This is a genomic window from Streptosporangium canum (genome assembly GCF_900113865.1).
Taxonomy (GTDB): domain Bacteria; phylum Actinomycetota; class Actinomycetes; order Streptosporangiales; family Streptosporangiaceae; genus Streptosporangium; species Streptosporangium canum.
Genome location: NZ_FOQY01000052.1, coordinates 1 through 14,742, shown reverse-complemented (window position 1 = coordinate 14,742; position 14,742 = coordinate 1). Strand labels below are relative to the sequence as shown.

Below are 14,742 nucleotides of genomic sequence, written 5' to 3'. Positions count from 1 at the left end.
GTTCCCAGTCCGACGGCCAGTCCGATGACTGGTTCCATTTATCCTCCTTTGTCGGAGGCCGGACGTGTCAGGCTGCCATGATCCCGATCAGGCCGGCCCTCCAACCAGGTGATCGCCCGGAATTCCCACCTTCTCCGGGCTGTAATAGTCCTTGATGCCGGCGACCCAGACCGAGACCGTGATCTGGTCGGCGTCCGACGGCTCGAACGCGTCGAAGAGCGTGTCGATGTTCGCGCGCTCGAAGCCGATGGCCGTCATGAGCGCCACGAAGGCGCTCCGCTCGATGAGCCCGTCGCCGTCCGGGTCGCCCAGCGCGGCCAGCGCCTCGGCGAAGTCGGTGACCGCCCCGTCGAAACGCTCCGGGGAGAGTACGCACGCGGCGTACTCCTCGAAACTGATGCGGCCGTCGCGGTTGGCGTCCAGGCCGGCGGCCAGAGTCGTCCAATAACGCCGGAAAGCGGCCAGCATGGCGGCTTTGGCCGCGTCGTCGGAATCGGGAGACGCCGCGACGACACGGGTCGCCATGAGTTCGAAGTCCTCGGCTTCGAGATAGCCGGTGCCGTCGACGTCGAACAGGGCGAAGATGAGCTTCACTCGACCGATGGCTGCTTCGTGCATCTTCTATCACCTTTCTTTGGCTGCCGCTCACAATGAGGGCTGAAATAAGGCGTCCGACCGCACAAGATTATGCCAGACCATGACCCGCACACCTGCGACACGATTAACAGTTTGGGGCGACTTAATGCAATCAAGGGAACCAAAAGAATAAATGCCACGAGTCGTTAAATATCTCAATTATTCAGGCTATTTGCGTCGCCGCTCCAGTTGATCGTCCACCATCCTCCGGACGAGGCCGATGTCCTGGTGCGGGCCCTCGTGTCGGGCACGATGTGGCCCCGGCGGCTCGCCCGCGGGTGCGCCGGCACCGTAATCGTGGTGATTTCCTCAAGATTTGTACGGCCTGCGGGCATGGCCCGGCAAATCGTGGGGACGGTGACGCGATGGCATCGGAAATGCTGGGACATGTCGCACTTCCTGGAGACGTCGCGTCCGTTCCGCAGGCCCGGTTATACGTCCGCGACCTGCTGGGCGCCGTCGGTTCCAGCCACTTGGAGGAGGCCCTCCTCCTCGTCACCGAGCTCGTGACCAACTCGGTGCGGCACTCCGACTCCGGCCGCCGCCCCGACGGGCAGGTGGCGGTGGTCGTCACCGAGCGCGCCGAGGTGGTCCATGTCGATGTGATCGACCAGGGGTCGGCCAGCCGTACTCCCCGGGTCCACCAGGACGTCGACACGGACAGCGGCGGAGGCCGGGGGCTGTGGCTGGTGCGGGAGCTGGCCTCGGCGTGGGGATGGCACGACGATCCGGCGGGACGCGTGGTCTGGTTCCAGATGGCGAAACAGCCACCGGCGTGACCTGGGGTGCTTCACCGTCCCGGCTCCCCCGCGCAACCTCCACCGGGACACCCCGCGCCACCACCCCACCGTGAACTTGGTGAAGATTTGAGTAAAAAGTCCGGTTACCGCAGTCCGACATATTGACGCTCTAATCAACAGCCACGCATACTTCCCCTCATGGAAGCACAGAAGTCCACAGAAACGGGCAAGCATGCTGCCCGCTGAGCGGCATTCGCGGATCGGGGAGGCGCTGCGGGCCTCCCGTGTGGTCAGCACCGACGACCTCGCACGCGAGCTCGCCGTGTCGGCGGAGACGATCCGCCGTGACTTCGTCCTGCTCGAACGCCGGGGAAAGCTGGTGCGCGTCCATGGAGGCGCGACGATCGCGCTCGGGCAGGCCACCGGGGAGGAGACCCCGTTCGTCGAGCGGACCGGGACCGCCGCGGAGGCGAAGAAGCGCATCGGCCGCGCCGCGGCGGCGCTCCTCCATCCGGGCCAGACGATCGTGATCGATGTGGGGACCACCGCCGTCGACGTGGCCCGCGCCCTGCCGCTGGACTTCTCCGGGACCGTGGCCACCTGCTCCCTCCTGGTCGCGGCCGAGCTCTCCGAGCGGGCCGACGTCGAGATCCTCGTCTGCGGGGGCAGGCTCCGGGGAGGGGACCTCGCGCTCTCGAACTCGGTCGCCCAGGCGTTCTTCGCGGACCTGAACCCGGACATCGCGTTCCTCGGGTCCGGCGGCGTCGACGCCGTGGCCGGTCTGACCGACTACTACCTGGACGAGATCGCCGTGCGCAAAACGATCCTCAGGAACGCGGCCCGCTCGTACGTGCTCGCCGACTCCAGCAAGTTCGGCCGGGTCGCCCGCCATCGCGTCGCCGGCATGGACGAGTTCGACGGCCTCATCACGGAGGCCGAGCCTCCACCGAGCATCCGGGACGCCGTCACGGGCGAGGGCGGGGTGATCGTCCTGCCCTGAGGGACCCCCGATGGTTCGAGGAGCCGGGCGGCGCGGCAACGCCACCCGGCTCAGACCCCCCAGCCGATGCGCCATCTGACAGGAAACATAGGAGTTGGGAATCCATGTCCCAGTATTCACCACCCACCCCCGGCAATGAGAGCACCGCGGGCGTCGAGGAGTTCGGCTACAAGCAGGCGATGAAGCGCGGCACCGGCCGCTTCGCCTCGTTCGCCGTCGCGTTCGCCTTCGTCTCGATCGCCACCGGCATCTTCACCACCTACGGTTCGGTGCTGAACAGCTCCGGGCCGGCCGGCATCTGGACCTGGCCGATCGTGATCGTCGGCCAGCTGGCCGTCGCGTTCATCTTCGGGTCCCTGGCCGCGCGCATCCCGGTGACCGGATACTCCTACCAGTGGATGTCCCGGCTGGCGAACCCGGTGCTCGGGTGGATCATCGGCTGGATCTCGTTCACGTTCCTGGCGATCGTGGTCGTCGCGGTGGACTACACCATCGCCTCCACCGTGCTGCCCGTGCTGCTGCAGTACGAGGGGACGGCGCTGAACGCGTGGGTGATCACAGGGGTGGTCATCCTCTTCCAGGCCGTCCTGGTGGCGTTCTCCACCAAGTGGACCGAGCGGGTCAACAACTTCGCCGTGACCGCGGAGCTCATCGGCATGATCGCCCTCGTCCTGCTCCTGCTCGGCGTGGGGTTCGTCGCGAAGGAGGTCAACTTCGCGAACCTGTTCAGCACCGGAGCCGTCCCGGCCGACGGCTACCTCAGCTTCGGGACGCTCACCTCGGCGGGCCCGTGGATGCTGGGCTTCCTGCTCGGCGCGTTCACGATCGTCGGCTTCGAGTCGGCGGCCAACCTCGCGGAGGAGACGAAGGACCCGGCCCGCGTCGTCCCCCGCGCCATGTGGCAGGCGGTTCTCGCCTCCGGCGTGCTCGGGTTCCTGTTCCTCGTCGCCGTCACCCTGCTCGCCGGTGACCCGGTCGAGCTGGCGAAGTCGGCGACGCCGATCGCCGATGTGATCACCCGGGTGCTGGGCCCCGTCGTGGGTACGGCGCTGCTGGTGCTGGTGGTGATCGCGATCTTCGCCTGCGGCATGGTGATCCTCATGACCGGGGTGCGCCTGGTGTGGGCGATGTCCCGCGACGAGCGCTTCCCCGGCTGGCAGGCCTGGCGGAAGGTCTCGCCGCGGTTCGGCACGCCGCTGAACGCCACCGTGTTCATGTTCGTCATCGGCGAGCTGATCCTGGCGATCTTCTCCACCCGGACCGACGCCCTGTTCGGGCTGTTCGCCGCCGCCACCCTGCTGCCCGCGATCATCTACACGGGGACCGTCGTCATGTACGTGGTCAAGCGGAAGGCGCTGCCGCCGAGCAGGGGATTCGACCTGGGCCGGTGGGAGATCCCGGTGATCGTCGTCGCGATGGTCTGGCTGGTGTTCGAGCTGCTGCTCTTCCGCGACGCCTCGTTCGTGGACCCGTGGACCTACGTGCTGATCATGCTTGTCCTGGGCGCCGCCTACCTGGTGTACCTCCTGGTCACCCGCGGCGGGGCCAGGGGGCTGGCGATGCCGGACATGCATTCCATCGACGCGGAGCTGAACGCCGACGCCGCCAAGGGCGCCGGCGCGGCCACCGACGCCGCCAGGAGCACGGGGGCCGTCAACGACACGGACGGAGCGCACAGGCGGTGACGACGGTACTGGCGATAGACCAGGGGACATCCGGCACCAAGGCGGTCGTCGTCGACGGTGACGGCGGGGTGCTCGGCATCGCCGAGCTCCCCGTCCGCCCCACCTACCTGCCCGGAGGAGGAGTCGAGCAGAACCCCCGCGAACTGCTCGACTCGGTCCTCGACGCCGGCCGCGAGGCCGTCGCGCGGGCCGGTGCGCGGATCGACGCCGTCACGCTGGCGAACCAGGGCGAGACCGTGCTGGCGTGGGACCCCGTCACGGGCGACCCCCTCTCCCCCGCCATCGTGTGGCAGGATCGCCGGTCGGAGGGCATCTGCGCGGAGCTGGACGGGTTCAGGGACCGGATCGCCGACACCACCGGGCTGGTCCTGGACCCGTACTTCTCCGCCCCCAAGATGGCGTGGCTGCGCCGGAACGTGACGGGCGCAGGGGTGGTCACCACCTCGGACTCCTGGCTCGTCCACCATCTGACCGGGGAGTTCGTCACCGACGTCTCCACGGCCAGCCGATCGCTGGTGACGCGGCTCGGCGACGTCGAGTGGGACGCGGAGCTGCTCGAACTGTTCCAGCTCGGCGAGGAGCGCCTGCCCCGCATCGTCTCGTGCGACGAGGTGGTCGGCGGCACCTCCGCGTTCGGCGGGCACGTTCCCGTCGCCGGGCTCGTGGTCGACCAGCAGGCGGCGCTGCTCGCGGAGAACTGCCTGAGGGCCGGCGAGGCGAAATGCACCTTCGGCACCGGCGCGTTCCTGCTGGCCAACACCGGCACCTCCGCCACCCGCTCCACGGCGGGACTGGCCGCGTCGGTCGCCTGGCGCGTCCGGGGGGAGACCTCCTACTGCTTCGACGGCCAGGTCTACACGGCCGCCTCCGCCGTGCGGTGGCTGCAGGACCTCGGCTTCGTCCAGAGCGCGGCGGACCTCGACGCCGTCGCGGCCACGGACGCCGAAGGGGTGCTGTGCGTCCCGGCGCTGGCCGGCCTGGCCGCCCCCTGGTGGCGTCCCGACGCCAAGGCCGCGTTCACCGGGATGACGCTCTCCACCGGCCCGCGCCACCTCGTGCTCGCCGTACTGCAGGGGATCGCGGCGCAGGTCGCCGAGGTCGGCGAGCTCGTCGCCGCCGACCTCGGGCAGCCGTTGACCATGCTCCGCGTGGACGGCGGGCTCACCCGCAGCCGCGTTCTCATGCAGGCGGTCGCCGATCTGATGCAGATCCGGATCGACGTCTACCCCTCCCAGCACGCCACCCCGCTGGGTGCGGTGGCACTGGCCCGCGCCTCGCTCGACCCGTCGCTCTCCCTTGAGGACGCGGTGGACGCGTGGGAGCCCAGCACGACCTACGAACCTCGATGGTCTGCGGATCAGGCAGCCGACTTCCGTTCCCGCTGGGGAGAGGCCGTCGCCGCTGCCGTGACACGGGAAGGAGAGCGGTGAGCACCACGGGGGAGACGGCGGTGAGCACCACGGGGGAGACGATGGGCACCACGTTCGACGTGGCGGTGATCGGTGCCGGCATCGTCGGCTCGGCCATCGCCCGGAAACTGGCCGGATACGAGCTGAACGTCGCGCTGCTGGACGCGCGCGGCGACGTCGGCGACGGCACGAGCAAGGCGAACACCGCCATTCTGCACACCGGTTTCGACGCGACACCCGGCACGCTCGAATCCCGCCTGGTCCGTGAGGGTTACCGCCTGCTCTCCGACTACGCGGAGCGGACCGGCATCCCGGTCGAACACACCGGGGCCCTGCTGGTGGCCTGGACCGAGGAGGAGCTCGACGCCCTGCCGGCCCTGAAGGAGAAGGCGGAGCGGAACGGGTACGACAGGACGCGGATCGTCGGCCGCGACGAGGTGTACCGGCAGGTCCCCCACCTCGGGGAAGGGGCTCTGGGCGGGCTGACCGTTCCCGACGAGTCCATCATCTGCACCTGGACCACCAACCTCGCCCTGGCCACGGAAGCCGTGCTGCGCGGCGTGACGCTGCTGCTGAACCGGCGGGTGCGGTCGGTCGAGGAGCGCGGCGGCCGTACCGTGCTGCGCACCTCCGGCGGGGAGGTGAACGCCCGCTGGGTCGTCAACGCGGCCGGACTCGGCGCCGACGTCATCGACCGGCTGTTCGGCCACGACCGTTTCACCGTCACGCCGCGACGCGGCGAGCTGCTGGTCTACGACAAGCTCGCCCGCCCGCTGGTCGACAAGATCGTCCTTCCCGTGCCCACCGCACGGGGCAAGGGTGTCCTGATCAGTCCCACCGTCTACGGCAACGTCCTGCTCGGCCCCACCGCCGAGGACCTCACCGACCGCACCGACACCGGCACCTCGGAGAAGGGGCTGGAGTTCCTGCTGGGCAAGGGGGAGAAGCTGATGCCCGCCCTCCTGCGGGAGGAGGTCACGGCGGCCTACGCCGGCCTGCGGGCGGCGAGCGACCATCCGGACTACCTCATCGAGGCCGACGCGGGGCGACGCTACGTCCTGGTCGGCGGGATCCGCTCGACCGGTCTCACCTCCGGCATCGCCGTCGGCGAGCATGTCGCCGAGCTGATCGGGGAAGCCGGCCTGGCGCTCACGCCACGGAAGGACCTGCCGGAGCCGCCGCACATGCCCAACCTCGGGGAGGCCGGCCTCCGGCCGTACCAGGACGCCGCCCGGATCGCCGGCGACCCCGCCTACGGCAGGGTGGTCTGCTTCTGCGAGCGGGTGACCGCCGGCGAGATCCGCGACACCTTCCGGTCGCCGATCCCCCCGTCCGGCCTGGAGGGGCTCCGCCGCCGCACCCGGGCGATGAACGGGCGCTGCCAGGGATTCTTCTGCGGCGCCGAGGTCGGGAACCTGATGGACACCAAGGGCGGGAGCGCCTGCGAACAGCGCCACCCGTCGCCGGAGGCACAGCGATGACAACCGACATCACCACCCTCACCCCGGACGTCGTCATCGTCGGCGCGGGGCCGTCCGGGCTGAGCGCCGCCCGTGCGCTCGCGCCGAAGCTCGGCGGCGGCGTCCTCGTCCTCGACCGGGAGAGCACCGCCGGGGGCATCCCCCGGCACAGCGACCATCCCGGCTACGGGATCAGGGACATGCGGCGCTTCATGAGCGGGCCCGCCTACGCCCGGAGGCTCGTCGAGCAGGCCGAGGCCGCCGGTGCGACGATCCGTACGAACGCCACCGTGACGGGCTGGGCCGGTGATCGCGCGATCGAGGCCACCACCCCGGAGGGCCGCATCCGGGTCGAGGCGCGGGCCGTCGTCCTGGCCACCGGCGCCCGTGAGCGCCCACGCCCCGCCCGCCTCATCCCCGGCGACCGCGCCCGCGGCGTCTACACCACCGGGCACCTGCAGAACCTCGTCCACCTGCGGCACGGGAAGGTCGGCAGGAGGGCCGTCATCGTCGGCGCGGAGCTGGTCAGCTGGTCGGCCGCGCTGACCCTGCGCGAGGCCGGTTGCAGGACCGTCCTGATGACCACCGAGTATCCCCGGCCGGACTCCTACGCCCTCTTCAGCGTCCCCGGCAGGATCCTCTTCCGGACCAGGGTCGCCACCCGCACCCGCGTGAGGCGGATCATCGGCCGGCCGGAGCTCGAAGCGGTCGAGGTCGAGAACATCGACACCGGTGAGCGACGGGTCGTCGAGTGCGACACCCTCATCCTCACCGGCGACTGGATCCCCGACCACGAGCTCGCGCGTGCCGCGGGGATCACCCTGGACCCCGGCACGAAGGGCCCGCTGGTCGACAGCGCGCTCCGTACGGACCGGCCCGGCGTGTTCGCCGTGGGCAACATGCTGCACCCGGTCGACACCGCCGACATCGCGGCGATCGACGGCGCCCACGTGGCCCGTTCCGTCATCGCGTGGCTGAACGGCGAGAGCGTGCCGGCCGGGCAGGTGCGTCTCGTCGCCGACGCGCCCTTCCGGTGGGTGTCGCCGGAGATCCTGCGTCCCGGCGACCCCGTCCCGTCCCGGCGCCGCCTGCTGCTGTGGAGCGATCGTTACATCCCGTTCCCGCAGGTCGTCCTGCGGCAGGGCGGGAAGGTCGTCGCCCGCAGGCGCCTGTGGTGGCCGGCGGCTCCCGGCCGGGTGTTCCGCGTCCCGACGGGCATCCTCTCCGCGGTCGACCCCAAGGGCGGCACCGTGCACATCGGGACGCGGTGACGACGCCGGGGCTCGGCGGCCGGGGGGCGCCGATCAGGCGCGCGGCGATCGTCGCGGGCGTGGAGGCCGGTCACGCGTCCTCCCCGAGGCCGTAGACGCGGCGGGCGTTCTCCGCGCCGATCATCGTGGCGACCCGCACCGCCTGGGACTCGCTCCACTCCCCGTCCGCGACGAAGCCCGACAGGACCCGGGTCATCGCCCGCCGCCAGAGCAGGGCGCCCAGGTGGTGCAGCTCCGCTGGGCCCCAGGCGTCCGAGGAGAAGAGGATCTTGGCGAACGGCGCCGGCTCCAGGCTCTCGGCCACGACGGCCACGCTGCGCGCCCCGGTGTAGTTCACCCCCAGCCCGACGTCGAAATAGACGTTCGGATAGACGTGGGCGAGGAATCCGGCGTTGCGGTGGAACGGGTAGCAGTGCAGCAGGAGCAGCGGGACGGCCCGGCGCTCGGCGAGCTCGATGAACCCCCGCATCAGCAGCGGATCGGAGCGGCGCAGGTCGAGGTCGGGGTCTCCGTACCCGATGTGGAACTGCAGCGGCAGGCCCCGCTCGACGCCCTTCCAGATGAGGTGGCGCAGCAGCACCGGGTCGTCGACCCGGGTCCTCCCGCTCCGCTCGGCGGTCCGCAGCCAGCGGCCGGCCGCCGCCGTCACCTCGTCCGGGGTGGGCGGGCCGGGGTCGAAGTCGAGCCCGTGGCGGTAGGCGACGATCGTCTTCAGCCCGCGCGCCGTACGGCTGTGCTCCCAGAGGGCCTCCTCGAAGGCGGCGGCGAATCCGGCCGCGCCGGTCCCCCCGGCGGCGACCCGCTCGGCGACCGCCTCCAGCCGGACGACCTCGTCGGCGGGCCTGCCGGTGACGGCGGCCATCCGCGCCGGGCCGAGGATCTCGTCCCCCCGGTAGCCCGTCTCCACCAGGAAGTGGCCGATCCCACTGGCGGCGAGCAGGCGCCTGTTGACCTCCTCGGTGCCGAGCTCGGTACGGCGGGCGAGATAGGTCTCGGGGTCCGGATGCGGGTCGAGGCCGAGCGCGGGTGCGCAGTGCCGCAGGATGGCGAACCCGATCTGGGAGTCGAACTGGGTCATCCAGGCGGGCACCGGCCGGTCGGACTCGGTGATCAGCTCCTCGAACTCGCGCCGCGACACGTCCGCGGCCAGGGCGCCGTGAACGTGGTGGTCCACCAGCGGGATCGCCTCGATCGCCCGCTCCAGGGCTCCGGCCCGTCCTGAGGGATCGGCCCGCTTCGGGGATTCCGCCCGCTCCCGGGGGTCGAACGACTCAGTGGACATCGGTGATCCTCCGGCAGTGCTCGGTGTCGTCCGGGCTGCGCCGTACCCGCTCCGCGACGGACACGAACATCTCCGCCCCCTCTGTGGCATCGCGGCTGGTCACGTCATTCCATTCATGGCATGGACATTCGGTATGACGCGCCGGGAACCCTCTCCAGGAGGCTTCCACCTGCACCGTTACCAGCCAAAGTCCCATATCGCGAAGTTATGGAAACTTGAAGGGTATTCGGCCCCTCTTGTCCGATGTCAGCTTTGTTTCAGTCCAGGCTGCCGGGTTCCGGCCAGTTCCCCGCGGCGGTGTCGCACGGCGCCGGTTCCGACCGGCCGCACCGACGGCGCACGCGTTCGACAGGTTGTATCCAGGCACGTCCCCCCGGAGGCCAAGGAGGCCATTGTGGACGCCGAGAACACCCGCGACGACAACATCGAAGGCAAGGAATCCAGGGGCATCAGCCGCAAGACCCTGCTGAAGGCCGCCCTGATAGCCCCGGCGGCCCCGCTGCTGTTCGGGGCCCCCGCGCTGGCCCGCAACGCGCAGGGGACGGGCCGGCTGCTCGACCCCACGCCGTTCTGCGACGACGGCGACGACCCGACGATCGCCCAGACCGAGGGCCCCTACTTCAAGCCCAACTCGCCCCTGCGCAGCACGCTGACCGGCCCCGGCGTCCCGCTGACCGTCAGCGGCTACGTGTTCGGCCGGTCGTGCCAGCCGATCGCCAACGCGCTGCTGGACTTCTGGCAGGCGGACACCAACGGCGCCTACGACAACACCGGATACACCTTCCGCGGGCACCAGTTCAGCGACGCCCAGGGCGCGTTCAAGCTGACTACGATCGTGCCGGGCCTGTACCCGGGCCGCACCCGGCACATCCACGTCAAGGTCCAGGCCCCGAACCGGCCGGTCCTCACCACCCAGCTCTACTTTCCGAACGAGCCGCGCAACAACACCGACACCATCTTCCACCCGTCGCTGCTCATGAACGTGCGCACGGTCGGCTCGGGAAGGGAGGCGAGCTTCGACTTCGTGCTCAACATCGTCGGCACGCCGTCCCCCAGCCCGACGCCGACCACGACCACCCCGCCCCCGACCGGCACCTGGCGGGCCGGCACGAGCTACCGGGCCGGTGACCAGGTCACCTACGCCAACCTGAACTACCGGTGCCTGCAGGCGCACACCGCCTACGCCGGATGGGAGCCCCCGAACGTCCCGGCTCTCTGGCAGCGCGTCTGACGCACCCACCCGCCGCCGTGGACCGCGAGGACCGCGGCGGCGGCGACCTCACCGGACCTGCCGGCCATGGACACCCGCCCCGACCCGGCGGTGGACGACCCGCCCACGCGGGTCAGGCGGGTCGGGTACGCGGCGACAGGTGGCGCTGGAGCTCCCACGGGTCGTGGGCGCTGAAGACGCTCACCTCGTCGCCGTGCAGGCGGACCAGCTCACGCAGCCGGGCGTGGTTGCCCAGCCGTAGCGGCCGGTCGACCTCGGTGATCTGCTGCAGGATGTCCATGCCCGGATGGCCGTACGGGCGGTCGGGGTCGATCTCGCCGTGGAAGTAGTAGGCGTCGCCGCAGTGCAGCAGCCAGCGGTCGCCGTCGGGTACGGCTATCGCGCTGTGGCCGAGGGTGTGGCCGCCGAGCGGCACGAGAAGGATCTCCGCGTCCAGGCCCTTGAGCGGGCGGACCGCGTCGAAACCGAACCACGGGTCGCCCTGGGTGCCGGGGTAGGTCACCCAGTGCGGCCGGTGCGCCCAGTGGGCGGGCCGGTAGCGGACCCGGTCCTCCGGATGGTGGCCGGGAGCGGCCATCGCGGCGCGGTGCTCGGCCTCGCGCAGGTGGACCTGGGCCCAGGGGAAGTCGGGCAGGCCGCCGGCGTGGTCGAGGTCGAGGTGGCTCAGCACGATGTGCCGCACGTCCTCCGGCCGGAAGCCGAGCTCGGCCACCTGGTGCAGCGCGGTCTCCCGCACGTCGAGGACCGGCTGCGCCCGGCCGAGGAACTCCTGGCTGAGGGTCTCCTCCGGCCGCGCGACGTCGGGCGTGCCCAGCCCGGTCTCGACCAGGACGAGGCCGTCGCGGTCGGTCTCGACGAGCAGGCAGTGACAGACGGCGCGCGCGGGTGCCGGCGCGCTGCCGCCGACGGGGTCGATCTGGCGCATCGATCCGCAGTTGAGGTGGTGGATACGCACGACAGCTCCTTTAGCTAACGAACGTTCGGATGCAATTGGCGAACGATCGGTAGGTTAAACTGGTGTCATGAGCCCGCGCAAGTCAGCCGCCGAAACGGCCACCACCCGGACCAGGATCATCGAGTGCGCTCTCGCGCTGGCCTCGACCGACGGGCTCGAAGGGCTCACGATCGGCCGCCTGGCGACCGGCCTGGGGATGAGCAAGGCCGGGGTGATCGGCCACTTCGGCACGAAGGAGGCACTCCAGCTCGCCACGCTCGACGCCGCGGTCCAGGCGTTCCGCCTGCGGGTGCCGGCCAGGGTCGTGGGCGCCAGGCCGGGAGCCGAACGGCTGGCGCGCGTGTTCGAGGAGTGGGTCGGCTACATGCAGGACGGCGAGGCGCCGGGAGGGTGCTTCCTGACCTCGGTCGCCACCGAGTTCGACGGGCGTCCGGGCCTGGTCCGCGACGCCGTGCTCGCGGCGTTCTCCGACTGGTCCGCCTATGTCACAAGTGAGATACGCGCCGCCGTCGAGGCCGGAGAGCTTCCCGCGGAGACCGACGTCGACCAGCTCGCCTTCGAGCTGAACGGCGTCGCCCTGGCCGCCGACCAGGCCACCCGGCTCCACCGGGACCCGTCGGTCCCCTCCCGCGCCCGCTGGGCCATCGGCCGCCTGCTCACCCCCGGCGATCCGTACGGCCGGCAGGCGAGTCCTCTCGCGGAGGAGCGGACGGCGCCCTCACGCGGTTGACGACGGCCGCACGGCCCGCAGTGTGGCCGTGGCGTCGACCGGCAGCGGGCGACGGCGATCCGGCTTCCGCTCACGCCGCCGGAGAGGCGTCAGCGGAGTTGCGGGAGGACCTTGGCGCCGAAGGCGTCGATGTAGGCGCTCTGCTCCTGGCCGACGTGGTGCAGGTAGATCTCGTCGAAACCCAGCTCCGCGTAGTCGTTGATCCAGGCGGCGTGCCGGCCCAGGTCGGCGGAGACGTTGACCGACTCGGTCACCCGCGACGGGGGCACGTCCGCGGAGACGGCGTCGAAGAGTTCGGCGGTGTCGAGATCCCAGCTCACCGGCGGCCCGAAGACGTTGCTCCGCCACTGGTCGTGGGCGATCGCCAGGGCCTCCTGCTCGCTCTCGGCCCAGCTCAGGTGGACCTGGAGGGCGATCTTTCCCCGGCCGCCCGCGCCCCGGTATGCCTCCACGACCTCGCGCAGCGTCTCGATCGGGCGGTTGACGGTGATCAGCCCGTCGGCCCACTCCGCGCACCAGCCGGCGGTCTGGGCGCTCACCGCGGCTCCGACCAGCTTGGGCGGGACGTCCGGCCGGGTCCACAGGCGGGCACGGTCCACGGTCACCAGACCGTCGTGGCTGACCTCCTCCCCGGCCAGCAGCGCCCGGATGACGTCGACGCACTCCCGCAGGCGCGCCGTACGGACGTCCTTGCGCGGCCAGCGGTCACCGGTGATGTGCTCGTTGCTCGCCTCCCCGCTGCCCAGGGCGGCCCAGAACCGGCCGGGGAACATCGCCCCCAGCGTGCCGATCGCCTGGGCGATGATCGCGGGGTGGTAGCGCTGGCCCGGCGCGTTGACCACGCCGAACGGCAACTCCGTGGCCTGGAGGGCGGCACCCAGCCAGGACCAGGCGAAGCCGGAGTGCCCCTGCCGCTCGCTCCACGGGGAGAAGTGGTCCGACGACATCGCCGCCGCGAAGCCCGCCTGTTCCGCCCGCGTCACCGCTTTCAGCAGCTCGGCCGGGTGGATCTGCTCATGTGATGAGTGAAAGCCATAGGTCGCCATGACCTCCGGCTACCCGCGAGACGGGCGTCCACGCGGAAAGTCCCCCTTTGGAACGAGTCATTCAGGACGGCCCGCCCGAAACCAGCCATCCGGGACGGCCCACCCGGGGTCGCCCACCCCCGGGCCGCTCACCCCCGCCGCCGGGGAAGGGCCGCGCAGGCGTCCGGCGGCCTCCCGCGGACGGCGGACCGGGATGGCCGCCACGTGGACCGCGGCCCCGGCGACCGATCCGCGCGGCACCGGCAGACCATGATCGATGCGTGCGACACCGTCAGCCGGAGTCACGCATCGCAATTTCACAATGGCCGGAAGTGCCGGTCGGCGGCTCGCGAACATACGCCGGAACCAGACCGGAAAAGGCGTCGATCCCGGTGGAACGCGCCAACTGAACCGATGCTCCCCACCTGCACTCTCTCCTTCCCGGACCGCTTCCGGCGGTCGAGGGAGAAAATCTTCATCAGCCCTCCTCTTTTTGTCAAATGTCTTTACAGCGGCAGATATCATTCCTTACCGTGTCAAACCTCCGGGCTTTCCGATTTCCGGAAAGCTTCCCCCCTGGAGGAGGATTCATGGTTTCTGTCCAGGTACGCCGGTCGCGGCGCGTGGCGGTGACGTCGGCCGGCCTGCTGGTGGCCGTGCTGAGCGTGTTCAGCCCGCCGGCGAGCGCCGCTCCGGCCGACCCCATGGCCGACGCCTTCGCCGGCTCGGCCGCGACCTACGAGGTCCCCCGCGACCTGCTCGTCGCCCTCGCCTACGCCGAGACCCACCTCGACAACCACCACGGCGCCCCCAGCGCCAGCGGCGGCTACGGGGTGATGCACCTGGTCAGCAACCCCACCACCCACACCCTGGAACAGGCCGCCGAACTGACCGCCGCACCGGTGGAGACACTCAAGACCGACGACGCGGCCAACATCGCCGGCGGCGCCGCCCTCCTACGCGCCCACGCCGACCGGCTCGGACTGGACGCCACCGCCCGCAAGGACCCCGGCAAGTGGTACACCGCCGTGGCCCGATACGGCAACGCCACCTCCCCCGAGGTCGCCCGGCTGTATGCCGACACCGTCTACGACCTGCTCGCCCACGGCGTCAACACCGCCGCGCCCAACGGCACCGTGACCGTCGCACCGCAGGCCGTCACACCCGACCGCGGCGCCTACGCCCACACCCCCGACCTGAACGCCCCCCGCCTGGCCGCCGCCGTGGACTACCCGGCCGCCAAATGGGTGGCCGCCGGCTCCAGCAACTACACCGTCTCCAACCGGCCCACCAGCAACGCCATCGACCGCATCGTCAT

13 protein-coding genes are annotated in these 14,742 nt (G+C 70.9%); 9 read left to right on the top strand and 4 right to left on the bottom strand.

Features of this window, described 5'->3' with window-relative positions; translation table 11 throughout:
- Nucleotides 1-87 precede the first annotated feature (87 nt).
- Nucleotides 88-618 (bottom strand): EF-hand domain-containing protein, encoded by a 531-nt coding sequence (locus BM085_RS39995; RefSeq protein ID WP_093891971.1) that lies wholly within the window; start codon nt 616-618, stop codon nt 88-90.
- Between the two features lie 383 nt (nt 619-1,001).
- On the opposite strand from BM085_RS39995, the gene BM085_RS39990 reads away from it, so the two are divergent.
- The 6 genes from BM085_RS39990 (at nt 1,002) to BM085_RS39965 (ending at nt 8,201) form a co-directional block, all read left to right on the top strand.
- Nucleotides 1,002-1,415: an ATP-binding protein gene (locus BM085_RS39990; protein ID WP_093891970.1), complete on the top strand. Its 414-nt coding sequence runs from the start codon at nt 1,002-1,004 to the stop codon at nt 1,413-1,415.
- 193 nt (nt 1,416-1,608) lie between these two features.
- On the top strand, nt 1,609-2,376 hold the full coding sequence (locus BM085_RS39985; RefSeq protein WP_093891969.1) for a DeoR/GlpR family DNA-binding transcription regulator: 768 nt from the start codon (nt 1,609-1,611) through the stop codon (nt 2,374-2,376).
- Nucleotides 2,377-2,480: 104 nt separating this feature from the next.
- Nucleotides 2,481-4,061: an amino acid permease gene (locus BM085_RS39980; RefSeq protein ID WP_093891968.1), complete on the top strand. Its 1,581-nt coding sequence runs from the start codon at nt 2,481-2,483 to the stop codon at nt 4,059-4,061.
- Nucleotides 4,058-5,491, top strand: coding sequence for an FGGY family carbohydrate kinase (locus BM085_RS39975; protein ID WP_093891967.1), 1,434 nt, complete (start codon nt 4,058-4,060; stop codon nt 5,489-5,491). Before BM085_RS39980 ends, BM085_RS39975 begins: the two co-directional genes overlap by 4 nt.
- Entirely contained in the window at nt 5,488-6,951 is a 1,464-nt protein-coding gene (locus BM085_RS39970) for an NAD(P)/FAD-dependent oxidoreductase (protein WP_245789974.1), read from the top strand. Before BM085_RS39975 ends, BM085_RS39970 begins: the two co-directional genes overlap by 4 nt.
- Nucleotides 6,948-8,201, top strand: a complete 1,254-nt coding sequence (locus BM085_RS39965; protein ID WP_093891966.1) for an NAD(P)/FAD-dependent oxidoreductase — start codon at nt 6,948-6,950, stop codon at nt 8,199-8,201. Before BM085_RS39970 ends, BM085_RS39965 begins: the two co-directional genes overlap by 4 nt.
- A gap of 70 nt (nt 8,202-8,271) precedes the next feature.
- Here BM085_RS39965 and BM085_RS39960 read toward each other — a convergent pair whose 3' ends face one another.
- On the bottom strand, nt 8,272-9,483 hold the full coding sequence (locus BM085_RS39960; RefSeq protein WP_245789973.1) for an amidohydrolase family protein: 1,212 nt from the start codon (nt 9,481-9,483) through the stop codon (nt 8,272-8,274).
- A gap of 394 nt (nt 9,484-9,877) precedes the next feature.
- On the opposite strand from BM085_RS39960, the gene BM085_RS39955 reads away from it, so the two are divergent.
- Nucleotides 9,878-10,714 (top strand): dioxygenase family protein, encoded by an 837-nt coding sequence (locus tag BM085_RS39955; protein WP_093891965.1) that lies wholly within the window; start codon nt 9,878-9,880, stop codon nt 10,712-10,714.
- Nucleotides 10,715-10,826: 112 nt separating this feature from the next.
- Here the strand turns inward: BM085_RS39955 and BM085_RS39950 are convergent, their stop codons facing one another.
- The gene (locus BM085_RS39950; RefSeq protein ID WP_177245509.1) at nt 10,827-11,669 is read right to left on the bottom strand and encodes an MBL fold metallo-hydrolase; all 843 of its coding nucleotides are present in this window, start codon (nt 11,667-11,669) and stop codon (nt 10,827-10,829) included.
- Nucleotides 11,670-11,736: 67 nt separating this feature from the next.
- On the opposite strand from BM085_RS39950, the gene BM085_RS39945 reads away from it, so the two are divergent.
- Entirely contained in the window at nt 11,737-12,399 is a 663-nt protein-coding gene (locus BM085_RS39945) for a TetR/AcrR family transcriptional regulator (RefSeq protein WP_093891964.1), read from the top strand.
- 89 nt (nt 12,400-12,488) lie between these two features.
- Here the strand turns inward: BM085_RS39945 and BM085_RS39940 are convergent, their stop codons facing one another.
- Entirely contained in the window at nt 12,489-13,445 is a 957-nt protein-coding gene (locus BM085_RS39940; protein ID WP_093891963.1) for a TIGR03885 family FMN-dependent LLM class oxidoreductase, read from the bottom strand.
- A 569-nt stretch (nt 13,446-14,014) separates the two neighbouring features.
- On the opposite strand from BM085_RS39940, the gene BM085_RS45045 reads away from it, so the two are divergent.
- Nucleotides 14,015-14,742 (top strand): lysozyme family protein (locus tag BM085_RS45045; RefSeq protein ID WP_483883308.1); only part of this gene is annotated, 728 nt, incomplete at its 3' end.